We start from the raw sequence: 18,042 nt of genomic DNA, 5'->3' as shown, positions 1-18,042 counted from the left end.
GTCGATCGTGGAGATGAGCGAAACGTCGACACGACGAACGACACGGATGTCGCAGCGAGTGCGGAGGCCCCAGACTCCGGAGGGGAGCACGCATTCCCCGCGGGCTTCCGAAGATGAACGTATAGGTCGGCCTCCCTCTCGCCATAGAGAAGTGAGCCCCCCGTGTCGGGGCCATAACCGATGAGAAAAGGACCGGGGTGAAACCGAATATGGCGCCTTTTGACGGGTCCTCGCGAAGGAGTTCGAAGAAGTGAGCGCGCGCGACCGGCTCGGCTCACTCCTCCCGTCAGGTCCCGTGCAACGCTCGGGCCCCACCCGGCCACGTACTCGGTAGACGCCCGACCGACGAAGGATGGACCCGATGACGCGACGCACACTCGACGACCTGCTCTCCCGCAGCGACCCCGCGACCGACGACCGGGCGCCCGGCGTCCGCACCGCCCTGCACAGCGTGATCGCCGAGACCCGCGAACGCGCGCCCCGCCGTCCCGCGCGGTCGAGGGCGTGGTGGCTGGCGGCTCCCGTCCTCCTCGTCCCGGGTCTCGTGCTGGCGACCAGCGCCGGCACCGACGTCCGCTCGGTCCCCGACTTCACGATCCCGATCAGCTACACCACCGACTCCGGCGCAGCAGTGTCGTGCTCGATCGACTACTTCAACGGCGAGATCGACTACCGCGAGGTCACCACCTCCGCGACCGACTACCTCCGCGCGCAGGACTGGAGCGGCGTCGGCCAGCGGATCCACGACGACGCGCTCGCCTACACGACCGATCCCGCCTGGCTGGCCTCGGACATGAACAGCGACGGCCCCGGCCTCTCTGACGAGACGATCCGCTGGCGCGCCTGGATCACCGCCGCGGACGACCACATCCTCGACACGATCCCCGAGGGCGTGATCGTCGAGGGCGACGGCGGCCTGGGCGGCAGCACCGACTGCACGGGAGCGCTGTGATGAGCGCCGGCGAGGCGGCGCCGTCGATGGCCCGCAGCGTCGTCCGCTCCCCCGCGCGCGACCGCGGGGCAGAGATCACGGCCCTGGTCGAGCGGGAGGCGGCGGACCTGCTCCGCTACTTCGCGCGGCGGACGGCGAGCCCCGAGGACGCCGCGGACCTCCTCAGCGACACCCTCCTGATCCTGTGGCGGAAGGATCGGTCGATCCCCGAGGACGAGACGCGCGCGCGGATGTGGGCGTTCGGCGTCGCACGGCGGGTGCTCTCGGGCCAGCGCCGCACCGCGACCCGGAGGAGCGCGCTCGTCGAGCGGCTGGCGGAGGAGCTCCGCATCACTCCGCCCGCGCCGGCCGACGACGAGGCCGAGGATGTCCGCGCCGCGATCGCGCAGCTGAAGCCCGTCGACCAGGAGATCATCACCCTCGTCTACTGGGACGGCTTCTCCCTCGCCGAAGCGGCCGAGATCCTGTCCCTCCGCGCCGCGACCGTGCGGAGCCGGCACGCGCGGGCGCGGGCGACGCTGCGGGACGCGCTGGGAGCAGCGATGTGAGGAGGGGTGCGGGGCGGGCGTGCCGGCAGCACCATCCGGAACACGTGGGGCCAGGCCGGCACAACGCCCCCGCCACGAACGACGTCCGGCCCCGCCCCGCAGGCACCTAGTCGAGGAAGTACGCGTTCACCTTCTCGTCGGTGTCCAGGATCTCCTCCGAGGGCACCCCGACTCGGGCCGCGAGGTCGATCGCCCCGAGAAGCGCGACCTCGATGTCGGGAGAGAACGCCCGGTCGAGGATGTCGATGAAGTGCAGCATGCTCGTCTCGAGCTTCGCCAGGAGATCGGCGTAGTCGGCGGCCAGCTGTTGATCGAGTGAGCGCTGATCCTCGAGATATCCGGCGATGAGCGCTTCTTCCCGGGCGGAGAGCGAGGACGACGCGACGCTGAACATGACGGAGCCGACGGTGTTGCCGATGACGGCGCCGAGGACGGGGACCGGGATGAGCACCTGCCCGACGACCGAGGACAGCGCGCTGATGCCGGCCTGGAGGCAGAGGATCTCGGAGTTCTCGATGAACTCGATCTCGGAGATGTCGCCCGCTCGCAGCCTGCTCGCCTGGCCCGCGATCCCCAGCGCGGCGGTCGTGACCGTGTTCGCCGTGGCGGCCGACGTCGCAGTGAGATTGGTGAGTGAGTAGATCGTGAGACCGCGGACACCGCCCTTCACCGCGCCGAGACCGGAGGCGTTCGCGATGTCCTTCCAGTCGTCGGCCGAGAACTCCTTGAGCTTCGTGCCTTCGCGGCGCTTGTCGAGGACCGCGGAGACGAATGCGGTCCCACCCTCGATCCCGGCGGCGACGACGGTGGCCTGAGCGCCCTGGCGCACCGTCGCCCGGTTCTCCCGAACGGCAGCCGTGCGGGCGGCCTCGTCGGTCGCCGTGATCCTTCCCTCCTCCGCCGCGAACGTGTCGGCGTACGCACCGAGCTGCACGTCCCGGTACTCCAGCCGGGAGGGCTCGAGTGCCGCGATGTCGATCGTCTCGCTCGAGAAGAAGGCCTCCACACGGTTCCAGTCGCGGAGGGACGGGCCGTCCCCGCTGCGGGAGAGGAGCTTCGCTGCATCCTCGGCGGACATCGCGTGCAGCTTCTGGATGGCCTCGAAGTGGTCGCTCGGGATCTGGTACCTGCCGCCGTTCCTCACGAAGTCCGGGTACCTCTCGAGGTGCTCCGTGATCGCGCCGAGGCCGAACCGCCCGCCGGCGGTGGAGAACTTCTGCTGGATCAGCAGGCCGTTCCGCATGAGATCGACAGGGCCGTTGTCGTTCACCCAGGAGTTGCCGCCGGTCTCCCCGAGCACAGCGGCGCGGGCGTTGCCGATGCCGACCTCGGCGACCTCGGCGATGAATCCGTGCGCGCCCTTCACTCCACCGCGGTTCGACGAGACCACGTCGCCTATGTGCAGGAGGGCCGTATCCAGATGGTCGAGAGCCGTCGAGAGGTTCTGGTCCTGCCTGCTCAGGGCGCCCATGAGTCGATCGACGCGGACCTGGTTCAGGTAGCCCACCCAGGCGGCGACGGCCTGCTCGTGAGTGCTTCGGGCGACGTCGGCGAGATCAGGCATCGTCGGCGGCCTGCTCCACACGGGCGCTCAGCAGTGCCGCACTCGCTTTCGCGATGTTCACCAGCGCGCCGAGCTGCGACTGCTGAGCGGGAGCCAGGGTCGCGAAGTCCGCCCCGAAGAGCGGCAGCGCCTCGCCGTAGACCTTCAGAAGCAGCTCTCGAGTAGAGGCGGTGCGCTGGAGGAGGTCGTCGATCTGCGCGTCCATCGCCTGCACCTGCGCGATGTTCCGCATCACGGCGGTGAGCATCTCGTGCTTCGTCTCGCGGTTCTCGAACTTCTTCTTCGTGAACAGGACGACCGAGGTGAGGACGGCGGCGCCTGCGAGGCTCCAGCCGACCGGGCCGGCCAGCGCGAGCAGCGCTCCTCCCGCGACGGTCCCTCCGCCACCGGCAGCGACGGCCCCGCCGCCGAGCCATGCCAGGGCGGCCTGGCTCGCAGCGGCACCGGACAGGGTCGAGATCGCGGTCCCGGTCGACGCGGTGCCGAACGTGGTGGCGACCCACATGGCGGCGGTCGGCGCGACGCTCGCGATCGCCGCGCCGGCGGTGACACCGGCGCCCGCTCCCGCCGCGGACTTCCGTGCAGCGACGAGATCCGCGCGGGCGATCTCCTCGGCGTCCAGGAACCGGGCTCTGTCGAGCTCGATCTGCTCGAAGTCCCTGCTGAAGGACTTGGGCGTGTTGGCGATGCTGTTCACCACGAGCTCGACGAGAGCGATCAGGTCGGTGGAGCGCTCGCGTTGCCGGAGGAGGGAGAGCCCGTCGTCGCTCATCGCCGTGAAGGCGCGGTTGTATTCGGCCGTGACCTCCTCGTACGACTGGAGGCTCCTCGGGCCGAACTTCTCGGCGGCTGCTTCGCGGAGATCGCCGGCCTGCTCCATCACCTGCGTCGTAGCGCTCCGCGCACGCTTGCTCAGATCGCCGGCAGCTCGCGCGACTCTCTCCTTCGCCCTGTCCAACTCCGGTCGCTCGACCATCACCTGTACCTGTTCCCCGTAGACGCCTTTTCCCGGCTCGACACTATCCAGCCGCGTATCGAAAGGTGATCGGGAACACCGCTGCCGACGCTTCTCGGACACCCCTGCCGGATGAGTCGCCCCCGCCGCTCTTCCTCCGGCTCGCGGCCCTCCGCGCCCCTTCACCCGGCACCCCCGCCTGAGTAGCATCCCCCGCATGAGCAGGCTCGTCGTCTCCGTCCTCACCTCGCTCGACGGCCGCTTCGAGGGGCCCGGGCACGACCTCTCGGCGCTGCCGTTCGAGGACGCGTTCAACGACCGCAACCTCGAGCTGCTGCGCCGCGCGGGCACACTCGTCTACGGCGGCCGCTGGTTCCGCGACAATTGGGACAGCTGGAGCGCCGTCGCCGCGGATGGGACGGCGGGCGAGCGGGAGCACGAGACCGCGCGGCTGGTCACGTCGCTCGACGCGCTGGTGATCAGCGACTCCCTGGCTCCCGATCCGGAGGCGCCGTGGGCCGCCACCACCCGGATCGTGCCGCGGAAGCGGGGTCCGGCCGAGATCGAGCTGCTCAAGCAGGGCGACCGGGGCGACCTGCTGATGTTCGGCAGCGGCACCACCTGGAACCCGCTCCTCGAGCAGGGCCTGGTGGACGAGCTGATCGTCCTCGTCGGCGCCGGACTCGCGGGCGGCGGGACGCCGCTCTACTCCGGGGCGCCGCAGCACGGGCTGCGCCTCCTCGACGCGACGGTTCTGCCGGGCTCTGAGCTGGTGCGGCTCCGCTACGACGCGAGCGGGGCCGGCGAGCGGCCGCACAACCTCCGCTGAGACAGGGCGTCCTCCCTCAGGAGCCCACGCCCCTCCTCTCAGCTGACGTCGTGCGCGCCCGAGGCCGGGGCAGCTGCCGAGAGCGAGCCCCCAGCGGACTCCTCCGGCCGGCGGAGTGCCCGAGCGCACAGTCGGACCCCCAGAAGCGCAGTCGCCGCGCCTCCCGCCAGCATCCCGGCACCCAACGCCGTCCACGTCGTCAGGCTGGAGCTCGGCGCGCCGTGCAGACCGTAGAAGAGCCCGACCCCGCTGCCGACCAGAGCGGCCGCGACCAGCGGGATCGCCAACGCCGATCCCTTCTCCGACCGCGTCCACGCCGAACTGCAGAGAACGGCGACGGCGCCGATCAGCCAGCCGACGCCGGGGATCAGCAGCCAGCCGAAGGCGAAGACCAGGGAGGCCGCGACCGCGAACCACGGGCGGTCGAGGACCGTCCGCTCGTCACCGCGATGGACTCCGGCCTCGACTCCGCTCGTCATGCGTCGGAGCCTACGGAGACGGCCCGGACCGCGGCACGAAGTGACGCGGGATCGGCCGGACGGCGCCACACCCGCCTCCGCTCGGTCCTGAGGAGCCGGTCCTGCCGAGCCGGTCCTCGAGCGCTGGCACCCGGCCCACCTGAGGCACGCCCCGCCCTCCGCTCACCCCGCGACGGTCAGCGACACCTCGACCGCCACGTCCTCCGGCCCCTCCCCCAGCACCGTCTGCCGCACCTCGACCCCGTCGAGCCGGAGACCGCGGTCTCCGGCGGCGTCGAAGAGCGCGACGATCGCCGGATGCAGCGTCCCCTCGGGCAGATCCTCCCCGTCGCGAGGCCGCCAGGTGGCGACCAGCTCGGTGCGCGCCGGGAGGATCGCGGCGAAATCGGCGAGGTCGCCCGCCGCCTCCGCCGACGTCGGCCAGCAGCAGACGAGCTCCGCCGAACCCCGCTCGCCCGCCCGGAGCGCCGTCCAGAAACGTCCCGTCGGCCCGATCCCTGCCGCGTGCACTCGGGTAGCGAGTGCGCCGAAGATCTCGTTCGCCTCGTCGTCGCCCGACCCGTCGGCCTCGTCCAGGGCGATCGTGAGGACCTGGCCGACGTAGGGCTGCGCCGGCATCGTCCGCTCGGCCACCTCGACCGGCACGGCGAGCGCCCGCAGCGCCACTTCGGCGGCCTCGAACGCCCGGTCCTCCTGCTCCCGCTCCGCGAGCACGCGCTCCCTGTGCGCCAGCAGCGCCTCCGCCGCGGTGCCGGCTCGAGTCGCCGCCGCGACCTCGGGCAGCGGGACCCCCGCGCTCCGGAGCGCGCCGATCACGACTCCGACCCGGACCTGCGCGTCGGCGTACCGGCGGTACGACGACCGCTCGTCGACCTCCGCCGGGACCAGCACGCCCTTCTCGTCGTAGTGCCGGAGCGCCTTCACGCTCAGACCCGTGATGCCTGCGTACTCCCCGATGCCCACCATGCCTCCAGCATCCCGTCTCCCCCGGCGGGAGGGTCAACTGGCGGGAGGGTCAACGGGCGGGAGGGTCAACGGGCGGGAGGGTCAACGGGCGGGGGTGCCGACGCGGGACGGACAGCAGCGGAGCGGGCAGCAGCGGAGCGACCGGAGCCGGGCGGGCGGCAACGTGTCCGGCGCCGGCGGATCCGACACGGCCTCACGCCGACGCTTCAGCTCTCGCGCTTCAGCCCGCGCGCCTCACCGCGAGCTCACCAGCCCTCGGGCCCCGCGCTCCCCGCCTCGTACTCGTCCAGCGGAGCGTCGCCCGCGGCCCAGGCGGAGAGCACCGGAGTGATGATGCGCCAGCACTGCTCGGCCACGTTGCCCGGGACCGAGAGCAGGGTGTCGCCCTGCAGGATCCCGGCGAGGACCTGCGCGTAGGGGTCGAGCGTGGCCGCGCCGGGCTGCGCCGTCAGGGTGGTGCGCTCGAGATCGGTCAGCTCGTCGGCGCTGTTCACGACCAGGTCGAGGCTGACGTCGCCGCCCTTGAGGCCGATCCGGAGGACCGTCCCGGCGTCGCCCTCGGCCGCCTGCAGGCCGCGCGGGGGCGTGGCGGCGCGGAAGTGGATCGCCACCTCTCGGCGCGGGTCGCCGATCGCCTTGCCGGAGCGGAGGACGAAGGGGACGCCCGCCCAGCGCGGGGTGTCGACCTGGAGCAGCAGCTGCGCGAGGGTCTCGGTGCCGGTCTCGGGGTCGACGTCGGGCTCGTCGACGTAGGAGGGGAAGAAGCGGCCGTCGACGCGGCCCTCGGTGTAGCGGGCTCGGCGGGCGGAGGAGGGGTCGTCGCGCCAGAGCCGCACGGCGCCGAGCACCTCGGCCATGCGCGCGTGGACCTCGTCGGGCGCGACCTCGTCGGGGCGCTCCATCGTGGTCAGCGCGAGCACCATCAGGAGGTGGCTCTGCAGCATGTCGCGCAGCGCGCCGGTCTTCTCGTAGAAGGCCGCGCGGCCCTCGATGCCGAGCGTCTCGTCGTAGACGATCTCGACCTTCTCGATCCACTCGGCGCTCCAGCTCGCCTCGAGCATGCTGTTGCCGAACCGCAGGCCCAGCATCCCCAGCACGGTCGCGTTGCCGAGGAAGTGGTCGATGCGCCAGAGGCGGCTCTCGGGGAGGACCTTCGCGAACGCCGCGTTGAGGGCGATCGCGTCGTCGAGGTCCTCGCCGAACGGCTTCTCGATGGCGACGACCAGCTCCTCGGGGAGGTCGAGCTCGGCGAGCGAGGCGGCGACCTTGTGCCCCATCGCAGGCGGCAGGGCGACGTAGAGCACCGGGGTCGACGGGCAGGCGTCGAGGAGGGCCTTCAGCTGCTCCGGGTCGGAGGCGTCGGTGCCGACGAAGCGCGCCCGTGACGCGAGGGCCTCGACCGTGTGCGCGGCGACTCCGGCCGCCTCGAGGCTGCGGCGGACGAGGCCCTGCCACTCCTCGTCGGTCTGGGGCGTGCGCGCCGCGCCGATCAGCGTGAGCTCGAGGTCGCGCGCGAGCTCGGCCACCCGGCCCAGGCCCGGCAGCAGCAGCCGCTCGGTGAGGTCGCCGCCCGCTCCGAGGATCGCGATGCTCCGCTGCTCGCTCCCCAGCGCCGCGGCCTCGGGGATTCCGATCTGCTCCGTCATGGTGTCTCCCTCGTAGCCGTCGTGAGTCAGCGGCCACAGTACGCGCCGGGCCCTGGCGCGAGGCCGGGAGCCGGGAGGGGTTGAGGAAGCGGGCGCGGAGTGGCAGGGCGGCGCGGTCGGGAGCGAGAGAGCTGCACGACCTCCGCTGAGACGCGGCCCGCCGTGTCGGGGCAGGGAGCCCCTTCTCAGCCGACGTCGGGCCGCGACCCGCGGACGTCCGGCCCGCCGCAGCCGTCCCGCACAGCACGTCATCCCTCTCCGGTGCCGTCCGGCGGTACCCTGCCCGCATGCGCCTTCGCCAGGTCGTCCTCGACACGGAGGACGCCCGCGCCCTCTCCGCCTTCTACCTCGCCCTGCTCGGCGGCGAGTACCGCCCCGGCGACGAGCCGCCCGCGGACGGCTCCGACGACGAGGCGGAGTGGGTCGCGATCGTCACCGCCGACGGCGCGAAGCTCACGTTCCAGCGGGTGGCCGCCCTGCCGCGCGCGACCTGGCCGGAGGGGCCCGTCCCGCAGCAGCTGCACCTCGACTTCATGGTCGCGGACGCCGACGAGCTCGACCGGCAGAAGACCCGGGCGCTCGCTCTCGGCGCCGAGCTGATCGAGGACAGGAGCGAGGACCCGGAGGAGGCGCTCCACGTCCTCGCCGATCCGGCCGGCCACCCGTTCTGCGTCTTCGTCGCGCCCGACTACCCGGCGGAGTAGGGGCGCGCGGCTTCAGCGAGCCGCACGCGTCGGATCACATGCCGGTGATCGTGACCGTCGTCGTCGCGGCGATCACCGCGGCTCCCGTGACGCTCGCGGCGGTTCCCGCGAGGACGGCGGCGGCCGCCGGCCCTGCCCAGTGCTGCGCCGCGAGCGACCGGATCGCCTGCCGGTCCGGGATGCCGGGCCTCGGCGAGAGCGCTCCGGCCGCGTCGAGCAGGCCGATGAGCGCCGCGTCCGACGGCAGGGGCGCCGTCCGAGCCGCGAGGACCTCGGCGACCCGGATCCGCAGCCGCTCGTCCTCCGCCGGCTCCACGGCGGCGACCCGCTCGAGGAGGGCGGCATGCAGCTCCCTCCGAGTGAGGCGGGCGATCCACCAGGAGACGCTGCGCGGTGCTCGCTCCGCTGCGATCCACCCGAGTGCCCCGTCGAGCACGGCGTCCCCGAGCGCGGACCGCTCCGGCCCGAGGGCGACGACTCCGGCGTCCACCTCGACGCACCGCTGGAGGGAGAGCTCCGCGAGGACGGAGGCGGCCAGGACGGTGTCGAGAGCGCCCGACGAAGCCGCGGGCCGCCCGTCGCTCCGCCGCAGCAGGAGGAGGAGAGCGACGGGGAGGGGCGGCTGCCCGGCTCCGGGGGGCGCAGCGGCCGGCGGGGTGGTGGGAGCGGGCTGTTCCGAGGAGTTCCGTGTCGAGTCGTCCATCCCTCGAGCCTGACACCCGACCCGTCGAGACCGCATCCGCCGGGCGACGGGTCCTCCGTCGTCCGACCGGCCCACCGGCCGGACACGCCCGAGAGCCCACGTCGCGCCCCGAAGCGGACAGCCCCTCGGCCCGTCCGGCGTCAGACCACCCCCGCCGCCGTCCCCGACACGATCAGGTCGGCGCGGTCGCGAGTGGCCTCGATCAGCAGCGCGTTCCGCCCGTCGACCTCCGAGGCCCAGGCGGAGGCCGCCTCGGGGGCGCGGCCGAAGGAGACGTGGCGGTCGACCAGGCGCTCGAAGCGCTCGGTCTCGGGAGTCGCGCAGAACCAGGCCTCGTCGAACTCGGCGCGCAGCAGCGCCCACGGGCCCTCGTCGACGAGGAGGTAGTTGCCCTCCAGCACGACGAGCGAAGCGGAGGGGTGCACGGCCAGCGCGCCGGCCACTCCCTCGTCGACGGTGCGCTCGAAGGTGGGCGCGTAGACGACGTGGTCGGTCTCGGCGCGCAGCCTCCGCACCAGGGCGAGGAAGCCCCAGCCGTCGAACGTGTCGAGGGCGCCCTTGCGGTCGTGGCGGCCGAGCTCGTCGAGCGTGGCGTTGGCGAGGTGGAAGCCGTCCATCGGCACGAAGGCGGCGGTCCCCTCCCCCGCGAGCTCGTTCGCGCGGGCGACCACCGCCCGGGCGAGCGTGGTCTTGCCGGCCCCGGGGCTGCCGGCGATCGCGACGATCGCGCGGCGGCCCGGCGAGGTCAGCGCGAGCGCGCGCCCGGCCAGCTCGTCGAGGCCGGGCCGCACCGCGTCGGGCGCGACCTCGGTCTCAGGCCTCGCCACGGCTGCTCTCCAGCGCGTTCACCAGGAAGCCGTGGGCGTGGCGGGCGAGCGCGGGGCCGTCGTTCCAGAGGTTCCGCCACACGGCGAGGTCGTTCGAAAGGGTCGGCGAGACCACGGCCGACGAGAACGACTCGAAGGTGATGGGTCCGCGGTAGTCGATCGCGGCGAGGGCGTGGAAGAACGTCGTGAAGTCGAGGTGGCCGCTGCCGAGGTAGCCGCGGTGGTTCTCGCCGATGTGGACATACCCGAGACGATCCCCGACCAGCAGCACCGGGCGGAAGAAGTCGTCCTCCTCGATGTTCATGTGGTACGTGTCCAGGTGGATCAGGACGTTGTCGGCGCCGATGTCGTCGGCGAGGCGCAGGGCGTCCGCGGCGGTGTTGATGACGTTGGTCTCGTAGCGGTTGCAGATCTCGAGGCCGAGGGTCATGCCCTTCGTCGAGGCCTCGGCGGCGAGGTCGGTCAGCACCGAGACGACGTTCGCCCGGCCCGCGGCCGAGAGGGGCGCGCTGTACTTGCCGAGCGCGCTGTAGAGGGCGCCGGTGAAGTGGGTGCCGCCGAGCGCGTGGGTGGTCTCGAGGGAGTCGGCGAGCAGCTTCGCGCCGCGGGCCACCACCTCCGGGTCGTCGCTGGAGACGTCGGCCGAGAAGGCGAGGCCGCGCGAGCAGACGATGCCGAGGTCGTTCGCCTCGAGGGCGGCGCGGGCGGAGGCGGTGTCGAGGTTCTGCACGTCGTGCAGCGAGAGCTCCAGCAGGTCGAATCCGGCCGCCTTGGTCTGCTCGATCGTCGCGGTCACTTCGTCGGGGGTGGTGCCGCCGGCGAAGACGAGGGCGTGCACTCCGAGAGGGTTCGTGGTCATGGTGGTGCTCCTTGGTTCGAGAGGTTCAGGGGCGGCGTCGGGCCGCGGGGTCGGTGTCGAGCAGGTCCGCGAGGAACGCCTGGCCGGAGGTCGCGAGGGCGACGGGGTCGTGCCAGAGCTCGCGCCAGAGACCCATGCCCTCGGCCGAGGCCGGGGGCTGGACGGCGGGCGAGAAGCTCTCGAGGGTGAGCGGACCGCGGTAGCCGGAGTCGGCGAGCGCCGCCGCGAGCCCGGTCCAGTCGGTGCTCCCGGTGCCCGGCTCTCCGCGGTGGTTCTCGGAGGCGTGGAGGTAGCCGAGCAGGTCGCCGGCGTCGCGGACGGCGCTCGCGAGGTCGACCTCCTCGAGGTGGGCGTGGAAGGTGTCGAGGTGCAGGAGCACGTTCGGCGCGTCAAGCTCGCGGAGGAACGCGGCGGTCTGGGCGGCCGTGTTCAGCAGGTTGCTCTCGTAGCGGTTCACGTACTCCGCTCCGACGACGACGTCGGCGGGAGCGGCGGCCGCGGCGACCCTCCGCAGCACGTCGAGCGAGCGCGCGCGGGCAGCCATGTCGGCCGCGTGCTCGTACTTGCGCATGGCCGAGTAGGTGACTCCGCCGACGTACCGCGCGCCGATCGCCTCGGCGAACCGCACGGCCGCCAGGAGCCGCTCCTCGCCGCGGCCGGCCGTGGCCTGGTCGGTGATGTCGGAGTCGGCGTCCAGCGCGAGCGAGACGACCGCGTCGATCCCGTGCTCGTCGAGCAGGTCGGCGGTCCACGCGGAGGCGTCGGGGTCGGCGGGAGCCGGGATCTCGATCAGGTCGAAGCCGATCGAGGCGGCGGCGCCGATCGCGCGGCGCCCCGACTCCGGCGTCCAGTCGCCGACGAGCAGGCCCGCGTGGACCCCGATCGGCGACGAGCGCTCCGTGCTCCCGCGGTGCAGGAACTCGGGGTGCATCAGGCGGCCTTCGCGCCCGTGATCAGCGAGACGAGCTCGTCGCCGCTGGTCTCGGCGGTGCGGCGGCCGGCGACGGCGAGGCCCGCGCGCATCACCCACACCTGGTCGCTCAGGCGCATCACCTGGTCGAAGTTGTGGCTGATCAGCAGCACGGCCACTCCGGCGTCGCGCAGCTTGAGGATGATCTTCTCGACGCGCGCCGTCTCCTGGACGCCGAGCGCCGCGGTCGGCTCGTCCATGATCACGATCTTGCTGCCCCAGCCCGCGGCCCGGGCGATCGCGACCGCCTGGCGCTGGCCGCCCGAGAGGCGGCGGACCTTGCTGGTGACCGGCGGGACGTTCACGGCGAGGTCGCCGAGAAGCTCCTGGGCCGTCTTCTTCATCTGCGTCCGGTCGAGGAACCGCACCCCGGGCACGCCCTTGGTGAGCTCCCGGCCGAGGAAGAAGTTCTGCCACACGGTCAGGTCCTCGACCAGGGCGAGGGTCTGGTGCACCGTCTCGATGCCGCCGTCCCGGGCGCCGAGCGGAGTGGTGAAGTGCACCACGTCGCCGTCGAGGGTGATGGTGCCGGAGTCGGCGGGGTGCACTCCGGAGAGGCAGCGGACGAGGGTGGACTTGCCCGCGCCGTTGTCGCCGATCAGGGCGGTGATCTCGCCGCGGCGCATCGACATCGACGCTCCCTTGAGAGCGTGGACGCCGCCGAAGGACTTCTTGATGTCCCGCGCTTCGAGCAGGATGTCGCTGGTCATGGCTGGGCTCACTTCTTCTGGTAGCGGGTGATGAGGGCGGCGAGCACGACCACCAGGCCGACGGCGAGGGGCTGGTAGAACTGCGAGACGCCGAGCAGGGTCAGGCCGTTGGTCAGCGCGGTCAGGAGGAACGCTCCGATGATCGGGCCGACGATCTTGGCCTTGCCGCCGGTGAGGCTCACTCCGCCGAGCACGACGGCCGCGATGGAGTTGAGCAGGTACTGCGTGTTGATGGCCGGCTCCGCGGCGCCGACGCGGGCGACGAGGAGGAGCGAGCCGACTCCGGCGAGGACGGCGGCGATGATGTACACCGCGATGCGCACGCGTCCGGCCTTGATGCCGTTGGCGACCGCGCTCTCCTCGTTGCCGCCGACCGCCTGCACGTGCAGGCCGAAGCGGGTTCGGAACATGACGACCCAGGCGACGACTCCGATGACCGCGGCCAGGATGATCGGGTAGCCGATGATCCCGATCGAGCCGGTGGTGAGGCGGAGCAGCTCGGGGCTGCCGACCGTGATCGGCTTGCCGTCGGAGACGATCAGCGCGAGGCCGGTCGCCACCGAGAGCGTGCCCAGTGTCGCGATGAAGTCGGTGACCTTGCCCTTCGCGATCAGGAAGCCGTTGATCACTCCGATCAGCCCCGCGAAGAGCAGGGCCGCGAGCGCCGAGAGCCAGAAGCCCCAGCCGGCGCTCCAGCCGATGCCGAAGCCGACCGCTCCGACGGTCATCGTCGCCGAGATCGAGAGGTCGATGCCGCCGGTGGTGATGACGAAGGACTGGCCGATCGAGAGGATGACCAGGATCGCGGCGGCGACGAGCATCGCCTTGATGTTGCCGAGGCTGAGGAACGTCGGCGTCGCGATCGAGAACACGATCACCAGGGCGACGAGCCCGATCGGTGCGGCGTTCTCGGCCCAGAAGCTGAGCTGACGGAGGTTCGCCAGCAGCGGGGAGGCGCTGGCCGGGGGTCGGGCGGTGACTGAGGTCATGGTCGCTTCCTGGGTTGCCATGGGCGGGAGGTCCTACTTGCTGGGGACGAGCGCGGCGAGCGGGTTGTCGAACTCCTCGAACGGCTGGGGGAAGGCGCCGAGGGCCTGCTCCGCGGTCTCGGAGGTCACGAGTGCGGTGGGCGACTCGATCTCGGCGGGGATCTCCTCGCCGGCGCCGACGGCCTCGCACGCCTGCACGCCGAGCTGGCCGATCGCGTAGGGGTACTGGGCGACGGTGGCGGTGAGGCCGCCGTCCTTCACCGACTGCAGCGCGTCCTCGTTGCCGTCGACGCTGACCACCTGGACGGAGCCGGTGAGGCCCGCGTTCTCGACGGCCTTGACGATGCCGAGGCCCATGTCGTCGTTCGCGGCGAAGAACGCCTTCACGTCGGGGTTCGCGGCGAGGATGTCGGTCGCCTTGGTCAGCGCGACCTCGCGCTTCCAGTCGGCCGCGGCCTCCTGGACGACGGTGAGGTCGGAGCCGATCGCGGCGGTGAAGCCGTCGACGCGGGCGGCGCTGGTGACGTCTCCCGAGACTCCGCCGATGACGGCGACCTCGGAGCCGGCGGGCAGCTGCTGCAGGAGGAAGTCGCCGGCCTTGCCGCCCGCGGCCTCGTTGTCGGTGCCGATGTAGGTGGTGACGTCGAGGTTCGCGGCCTCGACCGCGTCGGGGTCGAGCGGGCTGTCGATGTTGACGATCGTCTTGCCGGTGGCGGAGGCGAGGGCCTGCACCAGGTTCGTGCCGCTGATCGGGTTGACGATCAGGCAGCCGAAGTCCTGGCCGGCGACCGTGGTGAGCTTGTCGGCCTGGCCGGTGGTGTCGCCGATGTCGGCGGCGGCCTGCACCGAGACGTCCACGGAGTCGTCCTTCGCGGTGTCCTCGATGCCGTTCTCCATCGCCTGGAAGAAGGGGTTGTCGAGGCCCTTGATGACCGCGGCGACCTTGGTCGATCCGGAGCCGCCGGCGGCCGTGTCGCCACCCGAGGCGCAGCCGGTGAGGAGGAGTGCGAGGGCGCCGACCGGTGCAAGAACCGGGAGGAGGCGGCGTGCTGTGCGGTTCATCGTCATCCTTGAGGATCAGTGGCACCACTGCGTGCCGGTGTGTGAAAACTACCCGGGCTTTCGCGTTACCGCAATACGAAAGTCGGGGAACTTCAGGTTTCCCGTCGGCAGGCATGTACGCTGACCGTGACAAGAGGGGGAGCGATGACGGGGTACTCCACCGGCGAGGCCGGTTCGCACGTGGCCGACGTCCTCGCGCTGTTCCGCGAGCAGGGCGAGATCTCGCGCAACGCGGTGATGGAGCAGACGGGGCTCTCCCGCTCCACCGTCAACCAGCGCCTCGCGACCCTCGTGGAGCTCGGCCTGATCGCCCCCACCACCGGCGGCGAGTCGACCGGCGGGCGCCCCTCGAGCATGTTCGCGATGAACCTGGTCGGCACGGTCTTCCTCACCGCCGACATCGGAGCGAGCGGATTCGTCGCCGCCGCCTGCGACCTGCGCGGCACCCCCCTCCGGCACGAGAGCGGCGTCGTCGACGTCTGGGAGGGACCGGACGCCGTGCTCTCGCTGGTGATCGCCGCGTTCGAGCGGCTGCAGCAGGGCGACGCGGTCGCCGGCATCGGCGTCGGAGTCCCGGGGCCGGTCGAGTTCGCCGCCGGGCGCGTGCGCAACCCGCCGATCATGACCGGCTGGGACGACTTCGACATCGCCGGCTACTTCGCCGAGCCGTACGAGGGCGTGCAGGTCGTCATCGAGAACGACGCGAACGCCCGCGCCCTCGCCGAGTCGCGCCACCACGGCTCCGACAACCTGATCAGCCTGAAGCTCGGCACCGGCATCGGCTCGGGCCTCGTCTTCAACGGAGCGACGATCCGCGGAGCCGTCGGCGCGGCCGGCGACATCGGCCACACCCGCGCGGTCACGGGCACGGTCGACGCGGATCCGCTGCCCTGCCGCTGCGGCAACGCCGGCTGCGTGGAGGCGTACGCGAGCGGCTGGGCCCTCGTCCGCGACCTCTCGGCCGACGATCCCTCGATCGCGCACGTCGCCGACGTCACGGCCCGCGTGCTCCGCGGCGACATGCGCGCCACCCAGGCGGTGCGCCAGGCCGGCCGCGTCCTCGGCGAGGCGGTCGCCGACCTCGTCAACATCCTCAACCCGCGGACCATCGTGATCTCGGGCCAGCTCGGCGACTGCGGCGAGGTGCTGATGTCGGGCCTGCGCGAGCGCGTCTACCTGCGCACCCACCCGCTCGCCACGCGGCACCTGACCATCCACACGTCGGACCTGGGCGAGCTGGCCGGCGTGATCGGCCTCGCCCTGACGACAGCCGACCAGGTCTTCAGCCGCGAGCGCTTCGACCGCGAGGCGAGCGCCGAGAGCCCCCGCGCGGCGGCCGCCGCGAGCTGAGCGGGAGCGCCCGGCAGCGGCGGGACCGGCATGAGCGACCCCTCCGCCCCGCGCACTGTTACGCCCGGCGACGAAGGGTTACGCCGGGCGACGCGGGCCGGGACGGGCGGGCCCGCGGTGCTCCATCATCGTGTCCGGGACGACGCGGAGAGGCCGCGGCCGCCCGACCCGTCCGAAGGAACGCGATGATCCGGCTCGAGCAGCTCAGCAAGTCGTACGGTCCGGCGACCGTGCTCGACCGCCTCGACTTCTCGGTCGCGACCGGCGAGATCTTCGCCGTCGTCGGCCCGAGCGGTGCGGGCAAGAGCACGCTCGCCGCCTGCGTGAACCTCCTCGAGCGGCCCACCTCGGGCACGGTCGTCGTCAACGGGGAGGCGCTCTCGCAGCTCTCGGAGGAGCGGCTGCGCGTCGCCCGCCGCCGCATCGGCACCGTCTTCCAGTCCGACGGACTCTTCAGCCGCCGCACGGCCGAGCAGAACGTGGCCCTGCCGTTGGAGTACCTCGGCGTCACCGCCGCCGAGACGAAGCACCGCGTCGCGGAGCTGCTCGAGCGCGTCGGCCTCTCGGACCGCGCCCGCTACTACCCGCACCAGCTCTCCGGTGGTCAGCGCCAGCGCGTCGGCATCGCCCGCGCGCTCGCCCTCCGCCCCTCGGTGCTGCTCTCCGACGAGGCGACCTCGGGCCTCGACCCCGCCTCGACCACCGCGATCACCACGCTCCTGAAGGAGCTGCGCGACGACCTGGGCCTCTCGATCCTCTTCATCACCCACGAGATGGAGACGGTGCGCCAGGTGGCCGACTCCGTCGCCCGCCTCGACCACGGCCGCATCGTGGAGTCGGGGCGCCTCGTCGACCTGCTGCGCGACCCCGCGTCCCCGCTCGGCCTCGCCCTCAACCCGGTGCGCCCCTCCGTCGCGCCCGGCCCGGGTCTGGGCGAATGGGTGGTGGGCTACTCCCGCTCCGGAGTGCCGACCGACTGGGTCACCCGGCTCGCGGAGGCGGTCGGCCCCGTCTCGCTGCTCGGCGCGGCGATCGAGACGGTGGACGGGCAGGCGGTCGGCCACGCGACGATCGGGCTCGGCCCGGTCGACGAGGCGCGGCTCACCCGTGCGGCGGCCGAGCTCGGCCTGTCGGTCCGGCCCGCCGGCGTGCGCGTCCTCGCCGAGGAGGTGGCGGCATGATCCTCCACCTCGACAACAAGGTCCCGCTCGAGCAGATCCCCGCGCTGGTGCTGCCGGCGCTCGGCGAGACGCTGATCATGGTCGGCATCGTCATGGCGATCGTGGTGCTGGTCGGCGTGCCGCTGGGCGCTCTCGTGCACAACCTCGCTCCGGGCGGGCTGGCCGAGAACCGGGCCGCCCACCAGGTGCTCAGCGCCGTCATCAGCGTCGGCCGCTCGCTGCCGTTCCTCATCCTGATGGCGTCGATCATGCCGTTCACGCGCCTGATCACCGGCACCAACATCGGGATCGCGGCCGCCGTCGTGCCGATGTCGATCGCGGGGATCGCCTTCTTCACCCGGATCGTCGAGAACGCGCTGCGCAGCGTGCCGCTCTCGCTCACCCGCGTCGCCCGCGCCTCCGGAGCGTCGCGGCTGCAGGTGGTGCGGACCGCTCAGCTGAGCGAGGCGGTGCCGCAGATCATCGGCGGCCTGACGATCAACACGATCGCGATGATCGAGTACTCGGCGATCGCCGGCACGATCGGCGCCGGCGGCATCGGCTACGTCGCGGTGACCTACGGCTACCAGCGCTTCGACACCACCGTCATGCTCGCCACCATCGTGATCCTGGTCGCCACCGTCGCGACCGTGCAGCTCACCGGCGACGCCCTCGTCCGCGCGACCACGCCCGGCGCCTCCCGCTCGCGGCGAGCGCCCCGGGTCGCGGCCGCCGTCTAGAACCACCACTCCTCCTCCTGCGCCCTCGG

At 72.4% G+C, this 18,042-nt stretch carries 19 protein-coding genes; 7 read left to right on the top strand and 12 right to left on the bottom strand.

Features of this window, described 5'->3' with window-relative positions; genetic code table 11:
- Positions 1 to 361: 361 nt before the first annotated feature.
- Entirely contained in the window at positions 362 to 952 is a 591-nt protein-coding gene (locus C5C37_RS05210) for a hypothetical protein (protein WP_104338571.1), read from the top strand.
- Positions 952 to 1,500, top strand: coding sequence for an RNA polymerase sigma factor (locus C5C37_RS05205; protein ID WP_219814462.1), 549 nt, complete (start codon positions 952 to 954; stop codon positions 1,498 to 1,500). The genes C5C37_RS05210 and C5C37_RS05205 overlap by 1 nt, the downstream gene beginning before the upstream one ends.
- 106 nt (positions 1,501 to 1,606) lie before the next feature.
- Here the strand turns inward: C5C37_RS05205 and C5C37_RS05200 are convergent, their stop codons facing one another.
- Positions 1,607 to 3,064, bottom strand: a complete 1,458-nt coding sequence (locus tag C5C37_RS05200; protein WP_104288028.1) for a hypothetical protein — start codon at positions 3,062 to 3,064, stop codon at positions 1,607 to 1,609.
- Positions 3,057 to 3,947, bottom strand: a complete 891-nt coding sequence (locus tag C5C37_RS05195) for a hypothetical protein (RefSeq protein ID WP_219813881.1) — start codon at positions 3,945 to 3,947, stop codon at positions 3,057 to 3,059. The genes C5C37_RS05200 and C5C37_RS05195 overlap by 8 nt, the downstream gene beginning before the upstream one ends.
- Positions 3,948 to 4,236: 289 nt before the next feature.
- On the opposite strand from C5C37_RS05195, the gene C5C37_RS05190 reads away from it, so the two are divergent.
- Positions 4,237 to 4,848 carry a dihydrofolate reductase family protein gene (locus C5C37_RS05190; RefSeq protein ID WP_104338570.1) on the top strand — a complete coding sequence of 204 codons (612 nt, stop codon included), beginning with the start codon at positions 4,237 to 4,239 and terminating at the stop codon, positions 4,846 to 4,848.
- Between the two features lie 38 nt (positions 4,849 to 4,886).
- Here C5C37_RS05190 and C5C37_RS05185 read toward each other — a convergent pair whose 3' ends face one another.
- From C5C37_RS05185 to C5C37_RS05175, 3 genes are all read right to left on the bottom strand, one after another.
- Entirely contained in the window at positions 4,887 to 5,327 is a 441-nt protein-coding gene (locus C5C37_RS05185) for a hypothetical protein (protein ID WP_104338569.1), read from the bottom strand.
- Positions 5,328 to 5,489: 162 nt separating this feature from the next.
- Complete coding sequence (locus C5C37_RS05180) at positions 5,490 to 6,293, bottom strand: MerR family transcriptional regulator (RefSeq protein WP_104338568.1); 804 nt, start codon at positions 6,291 to 6,293, stop codon at positions 5,490 to 5,492.
- Positions 6,294 to 6,538: 245 nt separating this feature from the next.
- Positions 6,539 to 7,939, bottom strand: a complete 1,401-nt coding sequence (locus C5C37_RS05175; protein ID WP_104338567.1) for a glucose-6-phosphate dehydrogenase — start codon at positions 7,937 to 7,939, stop codon at positions 6,539 to 6,541.
- Positions 7,940 to 8,226: 287 nt separating this feature from the next.
- On the opposite strand from C5C37_RS05175, the gene C5C37_RS05170 reads away from it, so the two are divergent.
- Positions 8,227 to 8,643, top strand: a complete 417-nt coding sequence (locus C5C37_RS05170) for a VOC family protein (RefSeq protein ID WP_104239613.1) — start codon at positions 8,227 to 8,229, stop codon at positions 8,641 to 8,643.
- A 34-nt stretch (positions 8,644 to 8,677) separates the two neighbouring features.
- Here C5C37_RS05170 and C5C37_RS05165 read toward each other — a convergent pair whose 3' ends face one another.
- From C5C37_RS05165 to C5C37_RS05135, 7 genes are all read right to left on the bottom strand, one after another.
- Complete coding sequence (locus C5C37_RS05165; RefSeq protein ID WP_181127376.1) at positions 8,678 to 9,346, bottom strand: GPP34 family phosphoprotein; 669 nt, start codon at positions 9,344 to 9,346, stop codon at positions 8,678 to 8,680.
- Between the two features lie 140 nt (positions 9,347 to 9,486).
- Positions 9,487 to 10,173, bottom strand: coding sequence for a nucleoside/nucleotide kinase family protein (locus tag C5C37_RS05160; protein ID WP_208543338.1), 687 nt, complete (start codon positions 10,171 to 10,173; stop codon positions 9,487 to 9,489).
- Positions 10,160 to 11,032, bottom strand: coding sequence for a sugar phosphate isomerase/epimerase (locus C5C37_RS05155; RefSeq protein WP_104225811.1), 873 nt, complete (start codon positions 11,030 to 11,032; stop codon positions 10,160 to 10,162). The genes C5C37_RS05160 and C5C37_RS05155 overlap by 14 nt, the downstream gene beginning before the upstream one ends.
- A 25-nt stretch (positions 11,033 to 11,057) precedes the next feature.
- Entirely contained in the window at positions 11,058 to 11,963 is a 906-nt protein-coding gene (locus C5C37_RS05150) for a sugar phosphate isomerase/epimerase (RefSeq protein WP_104338566.1), read from the bottom strand.
- Positions 11,963 to 12,712, bottom strand: coding sequence for an ATP-binding cassette domain-containing protein (locus C5C37_RS05145; RefSeq protein ID WP_104222715.1), 750 nt, complete (start codon positions 12,710 to 12,712; stop codon positions 11,963 to 11,965). Before C5C37_RS05145 ends, C5C37_RS05150 begins: the two co-directional genes overlap by 1 nt.
- A gap of 8 nt (positions 12,713 to 12,720) precedes the next feature.
- Positions 12,721 to 13,701 (bottom strand): ABC transporter permease, encoded by a 981-nt coding sequence (locus C5C37_RS05140; protein WP_104222714.1) that lies wholly within the window; start codon positions 13,699 to 13,701, stop codon positions 12,721 to 12,723.
- A 33-nt stretch (positions 13,702 to 13,734) separates the two neighbouring features.
- Complete coding sequence (locus C5C37_RS05135) at positions 13,735 to 14,763, bottom strand: substrate-binding domain-containing protein (protein ID WP_104222713.1); 1,029 nt, start codon at positions 14,761 to 14,763, stop codon at positions 13,735 to 13,737.
- A 144-nt stretch (positions 14,764 to 14,907) separates the two neighbouring features.
- On the opposite strand from C5C37_RS05135, the gene C5C37_RS05130 reads away from it, so the two are divergent.
- From C5C37_RS05130 to C5C37_RS05120, 3 genes are all read left to right on the top strand, one after another.
- Entirely contained in the window at positions 14,908 to 16,113 is a 1,206-nt protein-coding gene (locus C5C37_RS05130; RefSeq protein ID WP_104338565.1) for an ROK family transcriptional regulator, read from the top strand.
- 185 nt (positions 16,114 to 16,298) lie between these two features.
- Positions 16,299 to 17,294, top strand: a complete 996-nt coding sequence (locus C5C37_RS05125; protein ID WP_104262564.1) for a methionine ABC transporter ATP-binding protein — start codon at positions 16,299 to 16,301, stop codon at positions 17,292 to 17,294.
- The gene (locus C5C37_RS05120) at positions 17,291 to 18,013 is read left to right on the top strand and encodes a methionine ABC transporter permease (RefSeq protein ID WP_104222708.1); all 723 of its coding nucleotides are present in this window, start codon (positions 17,291 to 17,293) and stop codon (positions 18,011 to 18,013) included. The genes C5C37_RS05125 and C5C37_RS05120 overlap by 4 nt, the downstream gene beginning before the upstream one ends.
- The last annotated feature ends 29 nt before the right edge of the window (positions 18,014 to 18,042 follow it).

The organism is Rathayibacter sp. AY1F9, from assembly GCF_002932155.1.
In the GTDB taxonomy this organism is placed as follows: domain Bacteria; phylum Actinomycetota; class Actinomycetes; order Actinomycetales; family Microbacteriaceae; genus Rathayibacter.
This window is presented reverse-complemented; position numbering and strand designations above follow the sequence as displayed.